Origin of the sequence: Nocardioides psychrotolerans, assembly GCF_943371775.1 — a bacterium.
GTDB lineage: Bacteria > Actinomycetota > Actinomycetes > Propionibacteriales > Nocardioidaceae > Nocardioides > Nocardioides psychrotolerans_A.
Genome location: NZ_CALRWD010000064.1, coordinates 1 through 18,799 on the forward strand (window position 1 = coordinate 1; position 18,799 = coordinate 18,799).

The 18,799-nt window shown below is 72.3% G+C and carries 16 protein-coding genes; 8 read left to right on the forward strand and 8 right to left on the reverse strand.

The genetic code is table 11. From position 1 onward, the window contains the following. The 3 genes from AAG827_RS16430 to hrpA all read right to left on the reverse strand — a co-directional run. Positions 1 to 357: type II toxin-antitoxin system PemK/MazF family toxin (locus AAG827_RS16430; RefSeq protein WP_341927251.1), on the reverse strand; the 357-nt coding region annotated here is incomplete at its 3' end. A 165-nt stretch (positions 358 to 522) separates the two neighbouring features. Next, complete coding sequence (locus AAG827_RS16435; RefSeq protein ID WP_341927252.1) at positions 523 to 1,131, reverse strand: hypothetical protein; 609 nt, start codon at positions 1,129 to 1,131, stop codon at positions 523 to 525. After that, positions 1,128 to 5,114: an ATP-dependent RNA helicase HrpA gene (gene hrpA, locus AAG827_RS16440; protein WP_341927253.1), complete on the reverse strand. Its 3,987-nt coding sequence runs from the start codon at positions 5,112 to 5,114 to the stop codon at positions 1,128 to 1,130. The genes AAG827_RS16435 and hrpA overlap by 4 nt, the downstream gene beginning before the upstream one ends. Here hrpA and AAG827_RS16445 point away from each other — a divergent pair. Further along, a complete protein-coding gene (locus tag AAG827_RS16445; protein WP_341927254.1) occupies positions 5,044 to 6,573 on the forward strand; it encodes an FAD-dependent oxidoreductase in 1,530 nt (509 codons plus the stop codon). The two genes, hrpA and AAG827_RS16445, sit on opposite strands and share 71 nt — an antisense overlap. Before the next feature lie 79 nt (positions 6,574 to 6,652). Here AAG827_RS16445 and AAG827_RS16450 read toward each other — a convergent pair whose 3' ends face one another. Together AAG827_RS16450 and AAG827_RS16455 are read right to left on the reverse strand one after the other, a co-directional pair. Continuing rightward, positions 6,653 to 7,069 carry a DUF4234 domain-containing protein gene (locus tag AAG827_RS16450; protein WP_341927255.1) on the reverse strand — a complete coding sequence of 139 codons (417 nt, stop codon included), beginning with the start codon at positions 7,067 to 7,069 and terminating at the stop codon, positions 6,653 to 6,655. Positions 7,070 to 7,177: 108 nt separating this feature from the next. Beyond that, complete coding sequence (locus AAG827_RS16455) at positions 7,178 to 7,639, reverse strand: hypothetical protein (protein WP_341927256.1); 462 nt, start codon at positions 7,637 to 7,639, stop codon at positions 7,178 to 7,180. Positions 7,640 to 7,761: 122 nt separating this feature from the next. On the opposite strand from AAG827_RS16455, the gene AAG827_RS16460 reads away from it, so the two are divergent. Continuing rightward, entirely contained in the window at positions 7,762 to 8,490 is a 729-nt protein-coding gene (locus tag AAG827_RS16460) for a response regulator transcription factor (protein WP_341927257.1), read from the forward strand. A gap of 10 nt (positions 8,491 to 8,500) precedes the next feature. Then, positions 8,501 to 9,910, forward strand: a complete 1,410-nt coding sequence (locus tag AAG827_RS16465; RefSeq protein ID WP_341927258.1) for an ATP-binding protein — start codon at positions 8,501 to 8,503, stop codon at positions 9,908 to 9,910. Here AAG827_RS16465 and AAG827_RS16470 read toward each other — a convergent pair. After that, the gene (locus AAG827_RS16470) at positions 9,861 to 10,544 is read right to left on the reverse strand and encodes a phosphatase PAP2 family protein (RefSeq protein WP_341927259.1); all 684 of its coding nucleotides are present in this window, start codon (positions 10,542 to 10,544) and stop codon (positions 9,861 to 9,863) included. The two genes, AAG827_RS16465 and AAG827_RS16470, sit on opposite strands and share 50 nt — an antisense overlap. Before the next feature lie 115 nt (positions 10,545 to 10,659). Between AAG827_RS16470 and rocD the strand changes: the two genes are divergently transcribed. Then, positions 10,660 to 11,883, forward strand: a complete 1,224-nt coding sequence (gene rocD, locus AAG827_RS16475; RefSeq protein WP_341927260.1) for an ornithine--oxo-acid transaminase — start codon at positions 10,660 to 10,662, stop codon at positions 11,881 to 11,883. Between the two features lie 73 nt (positions 11,884 to 11,956). Then, the gene (locus tag AAG827_RS16480; protein WP_341927261.1) at positions 11,957 to 13,852 is read left to right on the forward strand and encodes a glycosyltransferase family 39 protein; all 1,896 of its coding nucleotides are present in this window, start codon (positions 11,957 to 11,959) and stop codon (positions 13,850 to 13,852) included. A gap of 25 nt (positions 13,853 to 13,877) precedes the next feature. Here the strand turns inward: AAG827_RS16480 and AAG827_RS16485 are convergent, their stop codons facing one another. After that, positions 13,878 to 14,474: a TetR/AcrR family transcriptional regulator gene (locus AAG827_RS16485; protein WP_341927263.1), complete on the reverse strand. Its 597-nt coding sequence runs from the start codon at positions 14,472 to 14,474 to the stop codon at positions 13,878 to 13,880. A gap of 49 nt (positions 14,475 to 14,523) precedes the next feature. Here AAG827_RS16485 and AAG827_RS16490 point away from each other — a divergent pair, with 49 nt between their 5' ends. Genes AAG827_RS16490 through AAG827_RS16500 form a run of 3 tightly spaced genes read left to right on the forward strand, consistent with a single transcriptional unit; the run spans position 14,524 to position 17,496 of the window. After that, positions 14,524 to 16,083: an NAD(P)/FAD-dependent oxidoreductase gene (locus tag AAG827_RS16490; RefSeq protein WP_341927264.1), complete on the forward strand. Its 1,560-nt coding sequence runs from the start codon at positions 14,524 to 14,526 to the stop codon at positions 16,081 to 16,083. After that, positions 16,080 to 16,916 (forward strand): SDR family NAD(P)-dependent oxidoreductase, encoded by an 837-nt coding sequence (locus tag AAG827_RS16495; RefSeq protein ID WP_341927265.1) that lies wholly within the window; start codon positions 16,080 to 16,082, stop codon positions 16,914 to 16,916. The genes AAG827_RS16490 and AAG827_RS16495 overlap by 4 nt, the downstream gene beginning before the upstream one ends. A gap of 19 nt (positions 16,917 to 16,935) precedes the next feature. Beyond that, entirely contained in the window at positions 16,936 to 17,496 is a 561-nt protein-coding gene (locus tag AAG827_RS16500; protein WP_341927266.1) for a DUF402 domain-containing protein, read from the forward strand. Here AAG827_RS16500 and AAG827_RS16505 read toward each other — a convergent pair. Then, positions 17,414 to 18,787 carry a threonine/serine exporter family protein gene (locus AAG827_RS16505; RefSeq protein ID WP_341927267.1) on the reverse strand — a complete coding sequence of 458 codons (1,374 nt, stop codon included), beginning with the start codon at positions 18,785 to 18,787 and terminating at the stop codon, positions 17,414 to 17,416. The genes AAG827_RS16500 and AAG827_RS16505 overlap by 83 nt on opposite strands. Between the last annotated feature and the right edge of the window lie 12 nt (positions 18,788 to 18,799).

Here is an 18,799-nt window from a genome sequence, read left to right on the forward strand (position 1 = left end):
GAGGACGATCAGCCGATCGAGACGGACCTCGCTCGGGCGGCCCTGCCGATCCCAGCCGCCCGCGCCCACGTCCATCCAGTGCCGCCCGTGGCGGGTCTCGTCGGCGGCGTCGCGGTCGTGGTCCTTGCTGGTCAGCATCAGGCCCAGCCACCGCTCGTGGCCGCCGGCCCGTCGCCGCCCGATGATCAGCACCGGGCGGTCCTTGCCCTGGCGCGGGTCGTCCTCGTAGGGCACCCACGCCCACACGACCTCGCCCGGGTCGGCCTTGCCGTCGCGCCTCGGCGCGTAGCCGATCTCGTCGGGCAGCCTCGCGGGGCGGCGGCGCAGGCGGCTCAGCAGCTGGCGGGGAGACCTCATGGCCAGAGACTAGGCCGCGACATCGCGCCGACTCGGCAGGAGCCCTGCAGGAGATGGTGAGCGCGCCGGACCGGGAGCACCTCTCGGCGCATGGCCGCTCGTAGCGGCTTATTGTGGGACCCGGGGCTACCGCAGCCCGGCGCACTCAGGGATGAGTCTAGGGGGTCACGCCAGCCCGCGGGCGAGCTCGATGTGACCGGCGGCCTCGAGCTGCTCGGCCAGGGCGAGCATCCGCGTGACGTCCGTCTCGCCGCCCAGGATCGCGCGGCCGGTGGCCACGACCCGGGCGAAGGCAGCAGCCCGGAAGAGCACGTCGGCGAAGTCACCGTCGGCGATGCCGCGCAGGACCTGGTCGACCATGGCGCGCAGCTCGTCGGGCCCCGGCGGGTCGGCGACACCGGCCACGACACGCGCGACCTGGGCCCGCGCCCGGCCGGCCTCGAACTCGCGGGCGACGCCGAGGGCGTCGGCGTAGACCCAGGAGCGCAGGAGGAAGAGGCGCCACAGGCAGCCGGCCAGGGAGTCGGCCGGCGAGTGCGACCAGACCTCCGCGATCGACTCGATGCCCTCGGTGTCGGCCAGGTGCGTCAGCCGCTCGGCGACCGCGTCGTCGTCGCTCTCGCGCGCCCCGCGCACCAGCAGGGCCGCGGCGCGGTCGCCGGCCTCGGTCACCAGCGCCGGGTCGGCGCCCCCGACGAACTCGTCGAAGAAGCCGCTGCTGCGCTGCATCGGCCGGTGGTGGGGCCGATGGTCGGGACGGGGCTGGTCGGTCACGCGTTCAGGCTACGGCGGATGCGTTGGTCGCTGACCGGGTAGGCCGTGCCGAGCTGCTGGGCCCAGAGCGAGACGCGATACTCCTCGAGCATCCACCGCACCTGGCGCAGCGCCTCGCCCGGTGGCCGGTCCTCGGGCAGCGCGGCCACGCGGTGCAGGTAGGCCTCCTGGAGCTCGGCCACGCGGTCCATCAGCTGGCGGTCCTTGTTGATCGCCCCGCCGCCGCCGTCGAGCCGGTCACGACGCGCCTGCACGGCGGTGAGGTAGCGGTGCAGCTGGCGCAGCTGGGTCACCCCCGCGTCACCGACGAACCCGCGCGTGACCAGCCGCTCGACCTGCCCCTTCATGTCGGCCAGCGCCGGCAGCATCGCCATGTCGGCGCGCCCGCTGAGCCGCTTCTCGGTCGCCCGCCAGGTGTCGAGCACCCGGATCACCTCGGTCACGACCCCCGGGAGCTCTGCGGCCTGGGCGCGGCCCGCCTCGCCCAGCAGCACGTCGTACGACGCCTGGTCGCGCGTGGGTGGTCGGGCGTCGACGCAGGCCTGGAGGACGGCGTGGCGGCAGTCCTCGAGGAGCTCGGAGACGTGGGGGTAGGGCGAGCCGGCGAGGCCGAGCTTCTCGAGGTTGCTGAGGCCGTCGAGGACCGGCTTGTCGGCGCGGGGCAGGTTGAGCGCGAGCAGGCGCGTGACGCCGAGGCGGTGCCGTGCGTCGCGCTCGTCCTCGGAGCCGAAGACCTTGAGCCCGACGCTGTCGCCCTCGTCGACGAGCCCGGGGTAGCCCTGCACGTCGTGGCCGGCGCGCACCTGGCGGAAGGACTCCTCGATGGCGTGGAAGACCCAGGTCGTCTCGCCGGTGCGGGACAGGCCGCTGTCGGAGGCCACCTCGGCCATCGCCTTGGCGAACTGCGGGCGCAGCGGCGCCTTGAGCGCCTCGAGGTCCTTGCCGCGGGCCTGCTCGCTGCCGTCGTCGCCGACGACGCGGTAGGTCGGGCGCAGGTGCTCGGCGACCTTGTCCCAGCCCCAGGCCTCGCGCGGCACGACCACCCCGGTCGTGGAGCGCAGGTGGCGCTCGAGCGCGTCGAGCAGCGGCTCCTCCCCCGCTGGTACGGCGGCGAGGAAGGCGCGTGCGGTGTTGGGCGCGGGGACGAAGCTGACCCGGAGGTTCTTGGGCAGGCTGCGGATCAGCTCGGTGACGAGCTCCTCGCGCAGGCCCGGCACGTTCCACGAGAAGTCGTCGGCGACCACCCGGTTGAGGGTCGCGACCGGCACGTCGATGGTCAGGCCGTCGTCGGCCGAGCCGGGCTCGAAGTGGTAGCTGATCGGGAAGGTCAGCCCCTCGCCGGCCGACCCGTCGCCCGCGGACCAGGTCGAGGGATAGTCGTCCTCGCGGATCTCCCCGGCCGTGTCGTGGCGCAGCATCGAGGGGTCGAAGGTGAGCAGCTCGGGGTCGACCTGGCGGGCGTCCTTCCACCACCGGTCGAAGTGCGCGCCGCTGACGACCTCGGCGCCGACGCGGGCGTCGTAGAAGTCGAAGAGGGTGTGCTCGTCGACGACGATGTCGCGGCGCCGGGCGCGGTGCTCGAGCTCCTCGGCCTCCTCGAGCAGCGCCCGGTTGCGCGCGAAGAACTTCTGGCGCGTCGACCACTCGCCGTAGACGAGCGCGTGGCGGATGAAGAGCTCGCGGCTCAGCTCACGGTCGACCTTGCCGAAGCTGATGAGCCGGTCGGCGACCAGCGGGACGCCGTAGAGCGTGGCCCGCTCGTGGGCCATGACGGCTGCCCGCTTCTTCGACCAGTGCGGCTCCGAGTAGGTGCGCTTGACCAGGTCGCCGCCGAGTCGCTCGGCCCACTCGGGCTTGATCGCCGCGTTCTGCCGGGCCCACAGCCGCGAGGTCTCCACGAGCTCGCCGGCCATCACGAACGCGGGTGGCTGGCGAGCAAGACCGCTGCCGGGGAAGATCGCGAACTTGGCTCCGCGCGCGCCGAGGTACTCCCGCATCGGTCGCCGTCCCTTGGCGGGCCGCCCTCCTCCGCTGGGGGCGACCTCCTCGAGCAGGCCGATCTGGCTCAGCAGCCCCGACAGCAGCGCCTGGTGGATGCCGTCGGCGTCGTAGGGTGCTCCCCCTTCGTTGGTCGAGCTTGTCGGGACCCCGACGTCGATCTTCATCTCGCGGCAGACCTGGCGCAGCTGCGACTCGAAGTCCTGCCACTCCCGGACGCGGAGGTAGTTGAGGAACTCCTTCTTGCACATGCGGCGGAAGGCGCTGCTGCCCATCTCGCCCTGCTGCTCCTTGACGTAGCGCCACAGGTTGAGCCAGGTGAGGAAGTCGGAGCCCTCGGCCTTGAAGCGGGCGTGCTGCTGGTCGGCCTGCGCGCGCATCTCGGCAGGCCGCTCGCGCGGGTCCTGCAGCGAGAGGGCTGCGGAGATCACGATGACCTCGCGCACGCAGCCGAGGCGCTCGGCCTCGAGGATCATCCGGCCCAGGCGGGGGTCGATGGGCAGGCGGGCGAGGCGGCGCCCGAGCTTGGTGAGGCGTACGCCGCCGCGGGTCTCGGCCGCGCCCGTCGTGCCGAGCGCGCCGAGCTCCTCCAGCAGCTGCACGCCGGCGGTGACGTTGCGCCGGTCGGGCGGCTCGACGAACGGGAAGCGACCGACCTCGCCGAGGCCGAGCGAGGCCATCTGGAGGATGACGGAGGCCAGGTTGGTGCGCAGGATCTCCGGGTCGGTGAACTCCGGGCGACCCTCGAAGTCCTCCTCGGAGTAGAGCCGGATCGCGATGCCCGCCTCGACGCGGCCGCAGCGACCGGAGCGCTGGTTGGCCGAGGCCTGGCTGATCGCCTCGATCGGCAGCCGCTGCACCTTGGTGCGCGCCGAGTAGCGCGAGATGCGCGCGACGCCCGAGTCGACGACGTACCTGATGCCGGGCACGGTCAGCGACGTCTCCGCGACGTTGGTGGCGAGCACGACGCGACGGCCGGTGTGGGGCGCGAAGACGCGGTGCTGCTCGGCAGCCGAGAGCCGCGAGTAGAGCGGCACGACCTCGAGCGGGTTCCTGAGGTTGAGGCCCTGGAGCACCTCGGCGGTGTCGCGGATCTCCCGCTCGCCGGGCAGGAAGACCAGGATGTCGCCGGGACCCTCGGCGCTGAGCTCCTTGACGGCCTCGACGATCGCCTCGGTCTGGTCGCGCGTGACGACCTCCCCCTCCTCATCCTCCTCCGGCACCTCCATCAGCGGGCGGTAGCGGACCTCGACGGGATAGGTGCGGCCCGACACCTCGATGATCGGCGCGGGCGTGCCGTCGGGCGCGGCGAAGTGCTCGGCGAAGCGCTCGGGGTCGATGGTCGCCGAGGTGATGATCAGCTTGAGGTCGGGACGCTGCGGGAGCAGGCGGCGCAGGTAGCCCAGGAGGAAGTCGATGTTGAGGCTGCGCTCGTGGGCCTCGTCGATGATGATCGTGTCGTACTTCGTGAGCTGGCGGTCGCGCTGCAGCTCGGCCAGCAGGATGCCGTCGGTCATCAGCTTGACCCGGCTCGCGCGCGAGGTCTTGTCGGTGAAGCGCACCTGGTAGCCCACCAGGTCGCCGAGCTCGGTGCCGAGCTCGGAGGCGATCCGCTCGGCCACGCTGCGGGCCGCGATGCGGCGGGGCTGGGTGTGGCCGATCAGCTTGCCCTCACGACCGGCCATGCCGCGGCCCAGCTCGAGGCAGATCTTGGGCAGCTGCGTGGTCTTGCCCGACCCGGTCTCCCCGGCCACGATCACGACCTGGTGGTCGCGGATCGCCGCGGCGATGTCCTCGCGGCGCATGCTGACGGGCAGCTCCGGGGGATACGTGATCTGGAGCTGGTCGGTCATGGCTGGACCCATTCTGCCCTGCCCCTTGTCTAGAACACGTTCTCGTTGCGACGATCGCGCGGTGACCAGCTCCGAGGGACGACCCAGCGACCAGTACGACGTGATCGTGGTCGGCTCCGGCGGCGGCGCCATGACCGGCGCGTTCCTCGCCGCGAAGGCCGGGCTGCGCACGGTCGTCGTCGAGAAGACCGCGCTGATCGGCGGCACGTCGGCCTACTCCGGCGGCGCGTGCTGGCTGCCGGGGAGCCAGGTGCAGCAGCGCGCGGGCCTGCCGGACTCGACGTCGGGCGCGCGGGACTACCTCGCGGCGATCCTCGAGTCGCCCGACCAGGACAAGGTCGAGGCGTTCCTCGCCCACTCCCCCGAGCTGGTGGCCGAGCTGGAGTCCGACGAGGGCATCGACTTCGAGTGGCTGCCGTTCGCGGAGTACTACGACGCACCCGGCCGCGTGCCGATGGGACGCTCCATCCAGCCGACCAAGGTGCGCCGCGACGACCTGCCCCCGGACGTCGCCTCGCTGGTGCGTCCGCCGGTCGAGCTCGACCGGGCCGGGGAGGGCGGCCGACGCACGCTGACCGGAGGCCAGGCGCTCATCGCCCGCCTCGCCACGGCGTACGTCCGTGAGGGCGGTGAGATCCGCACCGGGCTCCCGGTGACGGGCTATGTGGTCGAGGGCTCGCGCGTGGTGGGGGTCGCGGCGATGACGCCCGAGGGGCCGGTGACGCTGCGGGCGTCGCGCGGGGTGCTGGTGGCGGCGGGCGGCTTCGAGGGCAACGCGGCCATGCGCGCCGAGCACGGCGTGCCCGGCGAGGTCGCGTGGACGATGGCGCCGCGCGGGACCAACACCGGTGAGCCGATCGAGGCGGCGATCGCACTCGGCGCGGCCGCCGACTTCAGCGCGGTCGGCTGGTTCTGCCCCGGCCTGGAGCACCCCGACGGCAGCGGGTCCTTCACCCTCGGCTTCCGCAGCGGCTTCTTCGTCGACGCCGCGGGGCACCGCTTCGGCAACGAGTGCCTGCCCTACGACCGCTTCGGCCGTGTGATGGCCGCGCACGCCGGCGCGGTGCCGTCGTGGTTCGTCTTCGACTCGCGCGAGGGTGGACGACTGCCCGCGATCGCCATGCCCGAGGGCGATCCCGCCGACCACCTCGCCGCAGGCACGTGGGTCCGCTCGGAGACGCTCGCATCGTTGGCGGAGGAGATCGGGGTGCCGGCGGACGCGTTGATCGCGACGGCCGAGCGCTTCAACGGCTTCTGCGCCAACGGCAAGGACGAGGACTTCGGTCGGGGCGAGGACGAGTACGACACGTTCTTCGCCGGCGGCACCGGGCCCAACGCCGCGCTCACCGGCGTCGACCAGCCGCCCTTCTACGCCGCCCGCTTCGTGCTCTCCGACCTCGGCACCAAGGGCGGGCTCGTCACCGACACCGCTGGGCGCGTGCTGCGTCCCGACGGCTCGGCGATCGCCGGGCTCTACGCGTCCAGCAACTCCTCCGCCTCCGTCTTCGGCCCGGTCTACCCCGGCCCCGGCGCGCCGCTCGGCTCGGCCATGGTGTTCGCCTCGTTGGCCGTGCGGGACATGCTGGGCTGAGGGCCCGGGGGCCCGAGTCGTGTGCCGCTCGCAGCGGCCGAGCGCGCTCTGCGGCACACGACCCTGACCGGCCCGGGTGTCAGCCCTGGACGCCCTGCGCGCGCCAGTAGTCGTTGATCGCACCGTTGGTCTTGACGAACCACACGATGGGTCCGACCAGGATGAAGATGCCGGGGAAGTACCACAGGCCGGTCGCGCCGCTGACGGGCTTCTTCTGGCCCCGGGCCTCGTACATGCTCCCCGCCTCGGCCGCGGTGATGTAGGGCATCACGATGCCGACGAAGAGCTGGAGCAGGGCGGCGACGACGCCGCCGAGGCCGCGGCCGGTGTGGCGCTTCATCTCCTCGTGGACCGAGTAGGTCCACACGACGGCGTAGATCCCGAACGTCACGATGGCCAGCAGGATGCAGACGCCGGTGCCACGGATCTTGCCGGTCGGGCCGGGGCCGCCGCCGTAGGCCGGGGCAGGGGCGGAGGGGTAGGCGTTCTCGGTCATGGGGGAGGTCCTTCGAGGCAGGCCCGAGCGGGCGTGGGTCCGAGACAGCGGACCGAAGGCTAGCGGCTCGTCCCCGAGTCCTCGTCCCCCTTCTCCCCTTCCACCATCTCAGGTGGTGTCGCGGTCGTCACCGGGCAGGTCGTCGCCGTCGGGCAGGTCGTCGTCGTCCGAGCGGCCACCGGGGCCGAACCCGTCCTGCCCTGGCAGCTGCCCCTGCTGGAAGCCGGCCGGCGGACCGCCTCCGGGGCCGAATCCCCCGCGACCGCCGTCACCGTCGGAGCCGTTGCTCACGGCACCGAGCGCGGCGCCGCCGAGACCACCCAGCACCAGGCTCGCGACGGCCACGGCCGCCACGCCCCTGAGGCCGAGCACGCGGTGCCGCCACCCGGCACCGGTGGCCGTAGCGGGGGCACTCGTGGCCGGAGGGACGGCAGAGGCGTCGGGCGCCGGTGGCATCTCGGGCGGTGCGACTGCAGCCGGCGAGGGCTGGTCGACGGGCTGGCCGACGGATTGGCCGGCCGCGAGGGGTGCGGTGTCGTCGGGCTGGGGCTGAGGGGTCTTGTCGGTCATGGACCCCACTGTGCGCAGCGATCCTGTGCGCGGGCTGTGGTCGGATCGTGCGGTTCCTAGGTCTGCACCACGAGCAGAAACCACACCGCCGTCACAGGAAACCCACAGGGACCGGCGGCAGGATGGTGCCCATGGCACCCTCCGACCTCCTACGAGCCGACGGCTCACCCCTGCGCGTCCTCGTCGTCGACGACGAGGTCAACATCGCCGAGCTCATCTCGATGGCGCTGCGCTACGAGGGGTGGCAGGTCGAGGCCGCGCACACCGGCATCAAGGCGGTCAACGCCGCCAAGGACTTCCGCCCCGACGCGGTCGTGCTCGACATGATGCTGCCCGACTTCGACGGCCTCGAGGTGCTGCGCCGCATGCGCTCCAGCGACCCCGACGTCCCGGTCCTGTTCCTCACCGCCCGCGACGCCGTTGAGGACCGGGTGGCGGGGCTGACCGCCGGGGGCGACGACTACGTGACCAAGCCCTTCTCGCTCGAGGAGGTCGTGGCCCGGTTGCGCGCGCTGATGCGTCGCGCCGGAGCCCAGCAGGCGCAGACCTCCTCGGTGCTGACCGTCGGCGACCTGGAGCTCGACGAGGACAGCCACGAGGTCCGTCGGGCCGGCACCGAGATCATGCTGACCGCCACCGAGTTCGAGCTGCTGCGCTTCCTGATGCGCAACCCCAAGCGGGTGCTGAGCAAGGCCCAGATCCTCGACCGCGTGTGGAACTACGACTTCGGCGGCCAGGCCAACGTCGTCGAGCTCTACATCTCCTACCTCCGCAAGAAGGTCGACACGGGCCGCGACCCGATGATCCACACGATGCGCGGCGCCGGCTACGTGCTCAAGCCGGTCGCGTGAGCGCCCCACGATGAGGCGTCGCTTCGCGTCGCTGACCGCGCGCCTGGTCCTGACCGCGGTGACGCTGGTGGCCGTGGTGTCCGTGCTGGTCGGCGGCGCCACGGCCCTCGCCATGCGCGGCTACCTCACCGGTCAGCTCGACGACAAGGTTCAGGCAGCTGCGGCCCGGGTCGTCAACGGGCCCGGCGTCCCGCCACCCGGCGCCCCCGACCCGGACTTCGACGGCGACCGCGACCTCGTCAACCAGGAGCCCGGCACGCTGATCGCCTTCCCGGACGCGGAGACCGGCGAGATCCTGGCCGACCGTCGCTCGCGCGGTGACGACCTGTCCGAGGAGGCCTTCGACCGGCTCGAGGACGTCCCGACCGACGGGGAGGTCCACACCGTCGACCTACCGCGTCACGGCACCTACCGCGTCATCGCGGTCGAGTCCGACCTCGGCGTCCTGGTGACGGGCCTACCGACCGACGACGTGCACGAGGCCGTCGAGTCGCTGGTGCGCGTCGAGCTCGTCCTCGCGCTGCTCGGCGTGCTGGTCGCCGGCCTCCTCGCCCAGGTCGTCGTACGACGCCAGCTGCGGCCGCTGCGCGAGGTCGCGGCCACCGCGCACACGGTCGCCGAGCTGCCGCTCTCCTCCGGCGAGATCGGCCTCACCGAGCGGGTCCCCGCCCACCTCACCGACGAGGACACCGAGGTCGGCCAGGTCGGCTCGGCCCTCAACCAGCTGCTCGCGCACGTCGAGACCTCGCTGACCGCGCGGCACCGCAGCGAGCAGCAGGTGCGCCAGTTCGTCGCCGACGCCAGCCACGAGCTGCGCACCCCGCTCACCACGATCATGGGCTACGCCGAGCTGGCGCGACGCCGGCCCGGCGACGCCGAGGCGGCCGCGACCGCGCTGTCCAAGGTCGAGGAGGAGTCGGGCCGGATGACCCGGCTGGTCGAGGACCTGCTGCTGCTGGCCCGCCTCGACTCGGGGCGGCCGCTGGCCCACGAGCCGGTCGACCTGACCCGCCTCGTGCTGGAGGCCGTCGAGGACGCCCGCGTGCTCGCGCCCGAGCACCGGTGGTCGCTGTCGCTGCCCGACGAGTCGGTCGAGGTGGTCGGTGACGAGCACGCGTTGCACCAGGTGGTGACCAACCTGCTGACCAACGCCCGCAAGTACACCCCCGCAGGCACCGAGGTCGCCGTCAGCATCGACGCGCACGGCTTCGTCGTCACCGACGACGGTCCCGGCTTCCCGCCCGACCTGGTGGAGCACGCCTTCGAGCGCTTCGCCCGCGGCGACGCGGCACGGCACCGCGAGGGCGGGGTCGGCCTGGGGCTGGCCCTGGTGCAGGCGATCGTGACCGCCCACGGCGGTCACGTGTCCCTCAGTTCGGCGCCGGGACGGACCCGGATCGACGTGCGTCTCGGGGCGTGAGCCAGCCCGTCGCCCGAGCCAGGACCACCAGCCAGGCCGAGGCGTAGACCAGGCTGGTGACGACGTCGGTCACGTGGTGCGCGCCCTGGTAGAGCCGGGACAGCGCCACGAGGAACGGGACGAGCACCAGCAGGCCCACCACCGCGCGCCGCACGGGCGCCGCTCGCAGCCGCATCGCCAGCACGACCGCGACGCAGCCGTAGGCGATGACCGCCGTGCCGACGTGGCCCGACGGGAAGCTGTGGTCGGGCACCAGGCCGGGGTCGAGGATCTCGACCGGCGGCCGGTCGCGCGGATCCAGGTGGGTGCCGAGCAGGTAGATCCCGAGGTGACCGACGACCGCGGCCACCACCAGCACCGGCCCGCGCCAGGAGCGGTCGACGACGTAGGCGACGACCGCGACGACGAGCGCGACCAGCACGCCCACCCAGGTGTCGGCCACGAAGGTCACGACGTCGGCGACCCGGTCGAGGCCGGGGGTGCGCCGGTCGGCGAACCAGCGCGACACGTCGTCGTCCCAGGCGCCCACCGACCCCGCAAGCGGGTGGGTGAGGAGCCACCCGAGGCCGACGACGGCGGCCGCGATCACGACGTACGCCGTGGCGACGCGCGCCACCCTGCTCTGCTGCTGCACCCGAGGACCGTAGCGGGGCCCTCGGGCCCGTCGTCGCCGACTGGCCATCCGTCAGATTGTCTGACAATCTGAACCGTCCCCCTACAGTGGGGAGCGACCAACGAGAGGAGTGACCATGACCGCGTCCCTCACCGAGCAGCAGCACGGTGTCCGCGAGTTCGCCCGCGCCGAAGAGCGCACCGCGCACAACTACCACCCCCTCCCGGTGGTGGTGGCCCACGCCGAGGGTGCCTGGATGACCGACGTCGACGGACGCCGCTTCCTGGACCTGCTCGCCGGCTACTCCGCGCTCAACTTCGGCCACAGCCACCCCGCCCTGGTCGCCGCTGCCCACGCGCAGCTCGACAAGCTCACCCTGACCAGCCGCGCCTTCGTGCACGACCAGTTCGCCGACTTCTGCGCCGCGCTGGGCGACCTGTGCGGCAAGGACCTCGTGCTGCCGATGAACACCGGCGCCGAGGCCGTCGAGACCGCCATCAAGGTCGCCCGCAAGTGGGGCTACGAGGTCAAGGGCGTGCCCGCCGACCAGGCCACGATCATCGTCGCCTCCGGCAACTTCCACGGCCGCACCACCACGATCGTCGGCTTCTCCGACGACCCCGACGCCCGCGACGGCTTCGGCCCGTTCTCCCCCGGCTTCGTGACCGTCCCCTACGGCGACCTCGAGGCGCTCGAGGCCGCGATCGACGAGAGCACCGTGGCCGTGCTGATCGAGCCGATCCAGGGCGAGGGCGGCGTGGTGATCCCGCCCGAGGGCTACCTGCGCGGCGTGCGCGAGGCCTGCACCCGCGAGAACGTGCTCTTCGCAGCCGACGAGATCCAGGCCGGCCTCGGTCGCACCGGGCGCACCTTCGCCTGCGACCACGAGGACGTCGTGCCCGACATCTACGTCCTCGGCAAGGCGCTCGGTGGCGGCATCGTGCCCGTCTCGGCGATCGTCGCGAACCGTGACGTGCTCGGCGTGCTCAAGCCCGGGCAGCACGGCTCGACCTTCGGCGGCAACCCGCTGGCCTGCGCGGTGGGCCACGAGGTCGTCGACATGCTCGCGACCGGCGACTTCCAGCGTCGTGCCGACGAGCTCGGCGAGCTGCTGCGCACCCGCCTCGAGGCGATGGTCGGCCACGGCGTGCTCGCGGTCCGCGTGCGCGGGCTGTGGGCCGGCATCGACATCGACCCGGCGGTCGGCACCGGTCGCCAGGTCTGCGAGGCGCTCATGGCCCGCGGCGTCCTGGCCAAGGACACCCACGGCTCGACGATCCGCCTCGCGCCCCCGCTGGTGATCTCGGCCGAGGACCTCGAGTGGGGCCTCGACCAGCTCGCCGAGGTCGTCGGCTCCTGAGCCGGCACCACCGCACAGGTGGCTGACAGGCCGACCTGACCGCCCGCTCAGCCCGGGCACCGAGAGTCGCGGCATGACGATGACCGCCACGCCGCAGACCGGTGCCCGGGCCGAGCAGGCCGAGCAGGCCGAACCCCACCGTCCACCCTCCTCCCGCGTGACGCCGGAGCAGGCGGCGCTGGCCGCGCTGCTCGTCGGGACGGGGGTGCTCTACCTGTGGGGGCTCGGGGAGTCCGGCTACGCCAACTCCTTCTACTCCGCCGCCGCCCAGGCCGGCTCGGAGTCGTGGAAGGCGCTCTTCTTCGGCGCCTCCGACGCCGCCGGCTCGATCACCGTCGACAAGCCGCCGCTGGCCCTGTGGCCGATGGCGCTGTCGGTCAAGGTCTTCGGGCTCTCCTCGTGGAGCATCCTGGTGCCGCAGGCACTCTGCGGCGTCGCGTCCGTCGCGCTCCTGCACGCGGCGGTCCGTCGCACGACGGGATCGGCGTGGGCCGGCCTCCTCGCCGGGGCCGTCCTCGCGCTGACGCCGGTCGCGGTCCTGATGTTTCGCTTCAACAACCCCGACGCGCTGCTCGTGCTGCTCATGCTCGGCGCGGCCGTGGCGACCCTGCGGGCCGTCGAGGGTGTGCACCCGGTGCGGTGGCTGGCGCTCGGAGGCGCGCTCGTCGGCTTGGCCTTCCTCACCAAGATGCTCCAGGCCTTCCTCGTGCTGCCGGCGCTGGTGCTGGTCTACGCGCTCTTCGCGGCCGTGCCGCTGTGGAAGCGGCTGGGGCACCTGCTCGTCGCCTTCGTGGCGATGGTGGCCAGCGCCGCTTGGTATGTCGCGATCGTCGAGCTGTGGCCCGCCGCCAGCCGCCCCTACATCGGCGGCTCCCAGGGCAACTCGATCCTCGAGCTCACCCTCGGCTACAACGGGCTCGGTCGATTGACCGGTGAGGAGGAGGGCTCGGTCGGCGGCGGCAACGGCTGGGGCGGCACCGGCATCCTGCGGCTCTTCGGCGCCGACAACGGCGGCCAGGTCGCCTGGCTGGTCCCCGCCACTCTCGTCCTCGGGGTCGCCGCCCTCTTCCTCGCGCGCCGAGCCCGGCCCGTGGTCACGCTCTTCCTCGCCTGGCTGCTGGTCACGGGGCTGACCTTCAGCCTCATGGCCGGGATCTACCACGCCTACTACACCGTCGCGCTCGCCCCGGCGGTCGCCGCGCTGGTCGGCGTCGGCACCTGGGCGCTGTGGCAGCGCCGCGACTCGCTCGTCGCCTCGGCCGTGCTCGGTGTCACCATGGCCTTCACCGTCGCCTTCGCGTTCTTCCTCCTCGACCGCTCCGGTGACTACGTCCCGTGGCTGAAGTACGTCGTCGCGACGCTCGGTCTCGCCGCCGCGGTGATGGTCGTCGGCGTGCGACACCTGCCCCGCCGTGTCGGCGCCCTCGTGGCTGCCACCGCGCTGGCGGCCTCGCTGGCCGGCCCCACGGCGTACGCGCTCTCGACGGCGGCGACGCCGCACACCGGCTCGATCCCGTCGGCCGGTCCGAGCACGGGCGGCGGCCCCGGCGCGATGCCGGGCGGCGGCACCGGGGTCGGCGGACTGCTCGAGGGCAGCACCGCGACCGACGACGTGACCGCACTGCTGCTCGAGGACGCGGACTCCTACACCTGGGTCGCCGCGACCGTCGGCGCCAACTCGGCGGCCGGCTACCAGCTGGCCACAGAGCGGTCGGTCATGCCGATCGGCGGCTTCAACGGCAGCGACCCGAGCCCGACGCTCGCGCAGTTCCAGCAGTGGGTCGCCGACGGCGAGGTCCACTGGTTCGTCAGCGGCGGGGGCGGGCTCGGCGGCATGGGCGGCATGGGCGGCCCGACCGGGGCCGGCGGCGACACCGGCACCACGTCGGAGATCAGCGCCTGGGTCGAGGCGACCTTCGACGCGGTCACCGTCGACGGGGTGACGCTCTACGACCTCAGCGCGGGCTGAGGGGCCCACCGCACCACCAGCCGCCTCACCCAGGGATGACGCCGACCAGCGCCGGCAACGACGCCGCGATGATCTCGAGCAGCTCCTCGCGGCTGACGCCGGAGGGGTCGGCGCGCCAGGTGATGACCAGCTCCTCGGTCATGGCGGCCCAGCCGCGCACGACGAGGCGGGCGGTGGGGGTGTCGGTGATGATCGTGCCTTGCGCGTCCTCCCGGAAGACGCGGTCGGTGAGGGCCGAGCGGGCCTCGTCGTAGATCTCGCGCAGCGTGTCGTTGCCACCGGCGGCACCCTTGACCAGCGAGAGGTAGCCCTCGTAGTTGGTCACCACGTAGTCGACGTAGGCCGTCACCGAGGTCAGCAGCCGCTCGAGCGGCTCCCCCTGCGCCGGCGGCGCGGTCTGGGCGATCAGGTCGTCGGCGGCCCGGCGCACGACGGCCTCGTGGAAGGCGTGCTTGTTGCCGAAGTAGTGGTAGAGCAACCCCCGCGAGATGCCGGCCTCCTCGGCGAGCACGTCGATGGACAGCTCGTCGAGGGAGCGGGTGGCGAGGAGGCGCACGCCGAGGTCGAGCAGCTGGGAGCGCCGCTCCTCGGGCGAGAGCCGGACGCGTGTGGTTGCGGTCACGCACCCCAGTCTATTGACACCAATTCAATAACGGCAATACCGTCGTGACATGACATCGACCACCTCCCCCACGACCGCGGACCGGGCGACCCGAGGCACCCGCGTGCAGGTCGAGCAGCTCGTCGTCGGCGCCGGCTTCGCCGGACTGTGCGCGGCGATCAAGCTCGACGAGGCCGGCGAGCGCGACTTCGTCGTGATCGAGAAGGGCTCCGACGTCGGCGGCACCTGGCGCGACAACACCTACCCGGGCGCGGCCTGCGACGTCCCGAGCCAACTCTACTCCTACTCCTTCGCACCCAACCCCGACTGGTCGATGTCGTTCTCCCCGCAGCCGGAGATCCAGGCCTACATCCAGAAGGTCGCCGCCGGCTCCGGCACCCTCGACCGCTTCCGCTTCGACACCACCGTCGACTCCGCCACCTGGGACGAGACGGCCCAGCGCTGGGTCGTCGAGACGACCGGCCCGCAGGGCACCACGACGTACGACGCCCGCGTGGTCATCTCCGCGGCCGGCGGGCTCTCGGAGCCCAAGCTCCCCGACATCGAGGGCATCGAGACCTTCCAGGGCGAGCTCTTCCACTCCGCGCGCTGGGACCACGACACCGACCTGACCGGCAAGCGGGTCGCCGTCATCGGCACCGGCGCCTCCTCGATCCAGATCGTGCCGAAGGTGCAGGAGGTCGTGGCCCACCTCGACGTCTACCAGCGCACCGCGCCCTACGTCCTGCCGCGCAACGACCGCCGCTACTCCACGCTCGAGCGGCTCGCCCTCAAGCACGTGCCGGGCCTGCAGAGCGTCTACCGCACGGCGATCTACTGGGGCCGCGAGACCTACGTCCCGGCGTTCACCCTCCAGCCCAAGATCGCCACGCCCGCCAAGGTGCTGGCGCTGGGCAACATCTCCAAGGCGATCAAGGACCCCGAGCTCAAGGCCAAGGTCACCCCGACCTTCGAGATCGGCTGCAAGCGAATCCTGATCTCCAACACCTACTACCCGGCACTGGCCTCCGACAACGTCGACGTGGTCACCGACCCGATCGCCCAGGTGACCGCCAACGCGATCGTCACCGCTGACGGCGTCGAGCGCGAGATCGACGTGCTCATCGTCGCGACGGGCTTCCACACCACCGAGCTGCCGATCACCGAGCACATCACCGGTCGCAGCGGCCGCACGCTGGCCGACACGTGGGCCGAGACCGGGATGGCGGCCTACAAGGGCACGGCCGTGCCGGACTTCCCCAACCTGTTCTTCATCGTCGGCCCCAACACCGGCCTGGGCCACTCGAGCATGGTCTTCATGATCGAGTCCCAGGTGACCTACATCCGCGAGGCCATCACGACGATGCGCCGCAACGACTACGCCGTGGTCGAGGTGACCCCGGCGGCCGAGCGGGCGTGGACCGGCGAGATCCAGCGCCGGATGAAGCGCACCGTCTGGAGCACCGGTGGCTGCGCCAGCTGGTACATGGACGCCCACGGCAACAACACCACCCTGTGGCCCCGCACCACCTTCTCGTTCCGCGGCGAGACCGCCGACTTCGACGTCGCCGCCTACACCGTCCAGGCCGCGACCGCGGCCGACACCTCACGTCAGGAGATCACCGCATGAAGACCCTCGAGGACAAGGTCGTCGTCATCACCGGAGCCGGCTCGGGCATCGGCCAGGCCCTGGCGCTCAACCTCGCCGGGCGAGGCGCGCTGCTGGCCCTCTCCGACGTCGACGAGGCCGGACTCGCCGTGACCGTCGACCTGGCCAAGGGCGCCGGCGCCAAGGAGGTGCGCAGCGACAAGCTCGACGTCGCCGACCGAGCCGCCTTCACGGCCTACGCCGACGCCGTGGTCGCGCAGTTCGGTCGCGTCAACGTCGTCATCAACAACGCCGGTGTCGCGCTGGCCGGCAACTTCGACGAGCTGACCTACGAGGACCTCGACTGGATCGTCGGCGTCAACTTCTGGGGCGTCGTGCACGGCACCAAGGAGTTCCTCCCCCACATCATCGCCTCGGGCGACGGCCACGTCGTCAACATCTCCTCGCTCTTCGGCCTCGTCTCGATGCCGGGCCAGAGCGCCTACAACGCCACCAAGTACGCCGTGCGCGGCATGACCGAGGCGCTGCGCGAGGAGATGCTCATCGCGGGCCACAAGGTCGGCGTCACCGCCGTCCACCCCGGCGGCATCAAGACCGCGATCGCCCGCAACGCGCGCGTCTCGGCGAGCGAGGACAAGGCCGCCACGGCCAAGCTCTTCGACGAGAAGCTCGCCAAGATGACGCCGGAGAAGGCCGCCGAGGTCATCGTCAAGGGCATCCTCGGCAACAAGGCGCGCGTGCTCGTGGGCCTCGACGCCCACGCGATCCACCACTTCGCCAAGCTCACCGGCTCGCGCTACCAGGACATCATCGCGATGGGCTCGAAGCGCGTCCTGCCCGCCAAGGTCGTCTGAGCGAGGCAGCATGGGGCCGGTGACAGCACTGCGGCCCGGTGACCAGGTGCGGGTGGTGATGACCAAGTGGCGTCACCGCCCGCACTGGCGTTTCGAGGGCACCTTCCTCGGCTCCGACGAGCACGGTGACTGGATCGGCTTCGCCGCGGGCAGCACCATGTCGCGCCCGGGGGCGTCGTACGTCGCCCCCGTCGACCAGGTCGTCCTGGTCCCCGCCGCCGGTGACGACCTGCTCCGCGGGTGGGTGGCGACGTTCCACGCCCCGCACGGGCCGATCCACACCTACGTCGACATGACGACGCCGCCGACCTGGCACGTGGTCGACGGTGTCGCGCAGGTGCACGCGGTCGACCTGGACCTCGACGTCGTCCGCGGGCTGACCGGTCGGGTGTGGATCGACGACGAGGACGAGCTCGCCCAGCACCGGGTCGAGCTGGACTACCCCGACGACGTCGTGGCGCTGGCCGTGGCCACGGCCGAGCGGATCCAGGCGGCGGTCACGGACCGGGTGGCGCCGTTCGACGGGTCCGCCGAGCGATGGCTCCGGCAGCACCGGTCCGACGGGGTCGACCCGACCTGAGCGGACCGACCAGGCGCGGTCCGGCGAGCCGACTCTCGAGACGCCGGGCCTCGCGCTTGAGCGGTTGGGCGACGTACTCCCCCAGGATCACGCCCGACGACAGCGCGGTCGCGATCGAGGCGGCCGTGACCATCGACAGCAGTCCCTGCGAGGTGTCGGCGCCGCCCTCGGCCATGAGTGCCAGGCCTCGGTAGATCGAGAGCCCGGGCAGCATCGGCACGACGGCCGAGACGACGATGACCAGCGGTGGCACCCGGAAGCGGCCGGCCAGGGTGAAGCTGACGAGGCCGACGAAGAACGCCGCGAGCGCGGTGGGCCAGGCGCGGCCGAAGCCCTGGATGGCGATCGACTGGGAGATCAGGATCGCGATGGCGGCGACGGCGGCGATCGGCAGGATGCTGCGCCGCGGTGCGTAGGAGGCGAAGGCGAAGGACCCCGCACAGAGAGCCGCGCCGAGGGCGATCGGGGTGAGCGTCTCCCACGTGGTGACGCCCAGGCCGACGCGGCGCAGCTCGACGCCCGCGACGTCGGCCACGGTGAGGCCGCCGCTGACGCCGGCGATGATGCCGGCCGTCGCGAGCAGCGCCTCGGTGAGGCGGGCGCCGGCCGTGACGTAGAAGCCGGACAGGGCGTCCTGGAGCGCACCCATGAAGCCGATGCCGGCGAGCATCATGACGATGTTGGCGGTGATCACCAGCGACGGGTCCTCGACCATCCCGATCGCTGCGGCCGCAGCGGCGAGGAGCGTGGCGACGCCACCGCCCGCGACCTGCTGGTAGAAGAACGGCATCCGGCGGCGCGCCATCAGGAGCTGGAGCCGGTCGATGCAGATCGCAGCGAAGAAGGCGATCGCGACGACCGTGAACCCACCGCCGAGCAGGATGCCGACGCCCGAGCACATCAGGCCCCAGGCCAGGCTGGTCGCCCACCGTGGGGTGCTGTGGCCCGACGAGACGATCCGCGCCAGGGTGGCGCGGGCCTCCACGAGGTCGACCCGGTCGGCGATGACCTCCCGGACGAGGTGGTCGACCAGCGTGAGGTCCTCGTAGTCGATCTCGCGCTGCTTGACGTGGCGCACCTGGAGCAGCGGCGGCTCCTCGGGGTCGGGCTGATAGCTCATCGACAGCGCCGTGAAGGTCACGTCGATGTCGGGGTGGCGCACCCCGAAGTGCCACGCCAGTGTCTGCATGGTGGAGGTGACGTCGGCGGCACCGGCCCCCGACGCGAGCAGCAGCTCACCCACCCGGAGACAGAAGTCCAACGTCAGGTTCAACGCGCGTGCCTCGAGCATGGGGGCAATGCT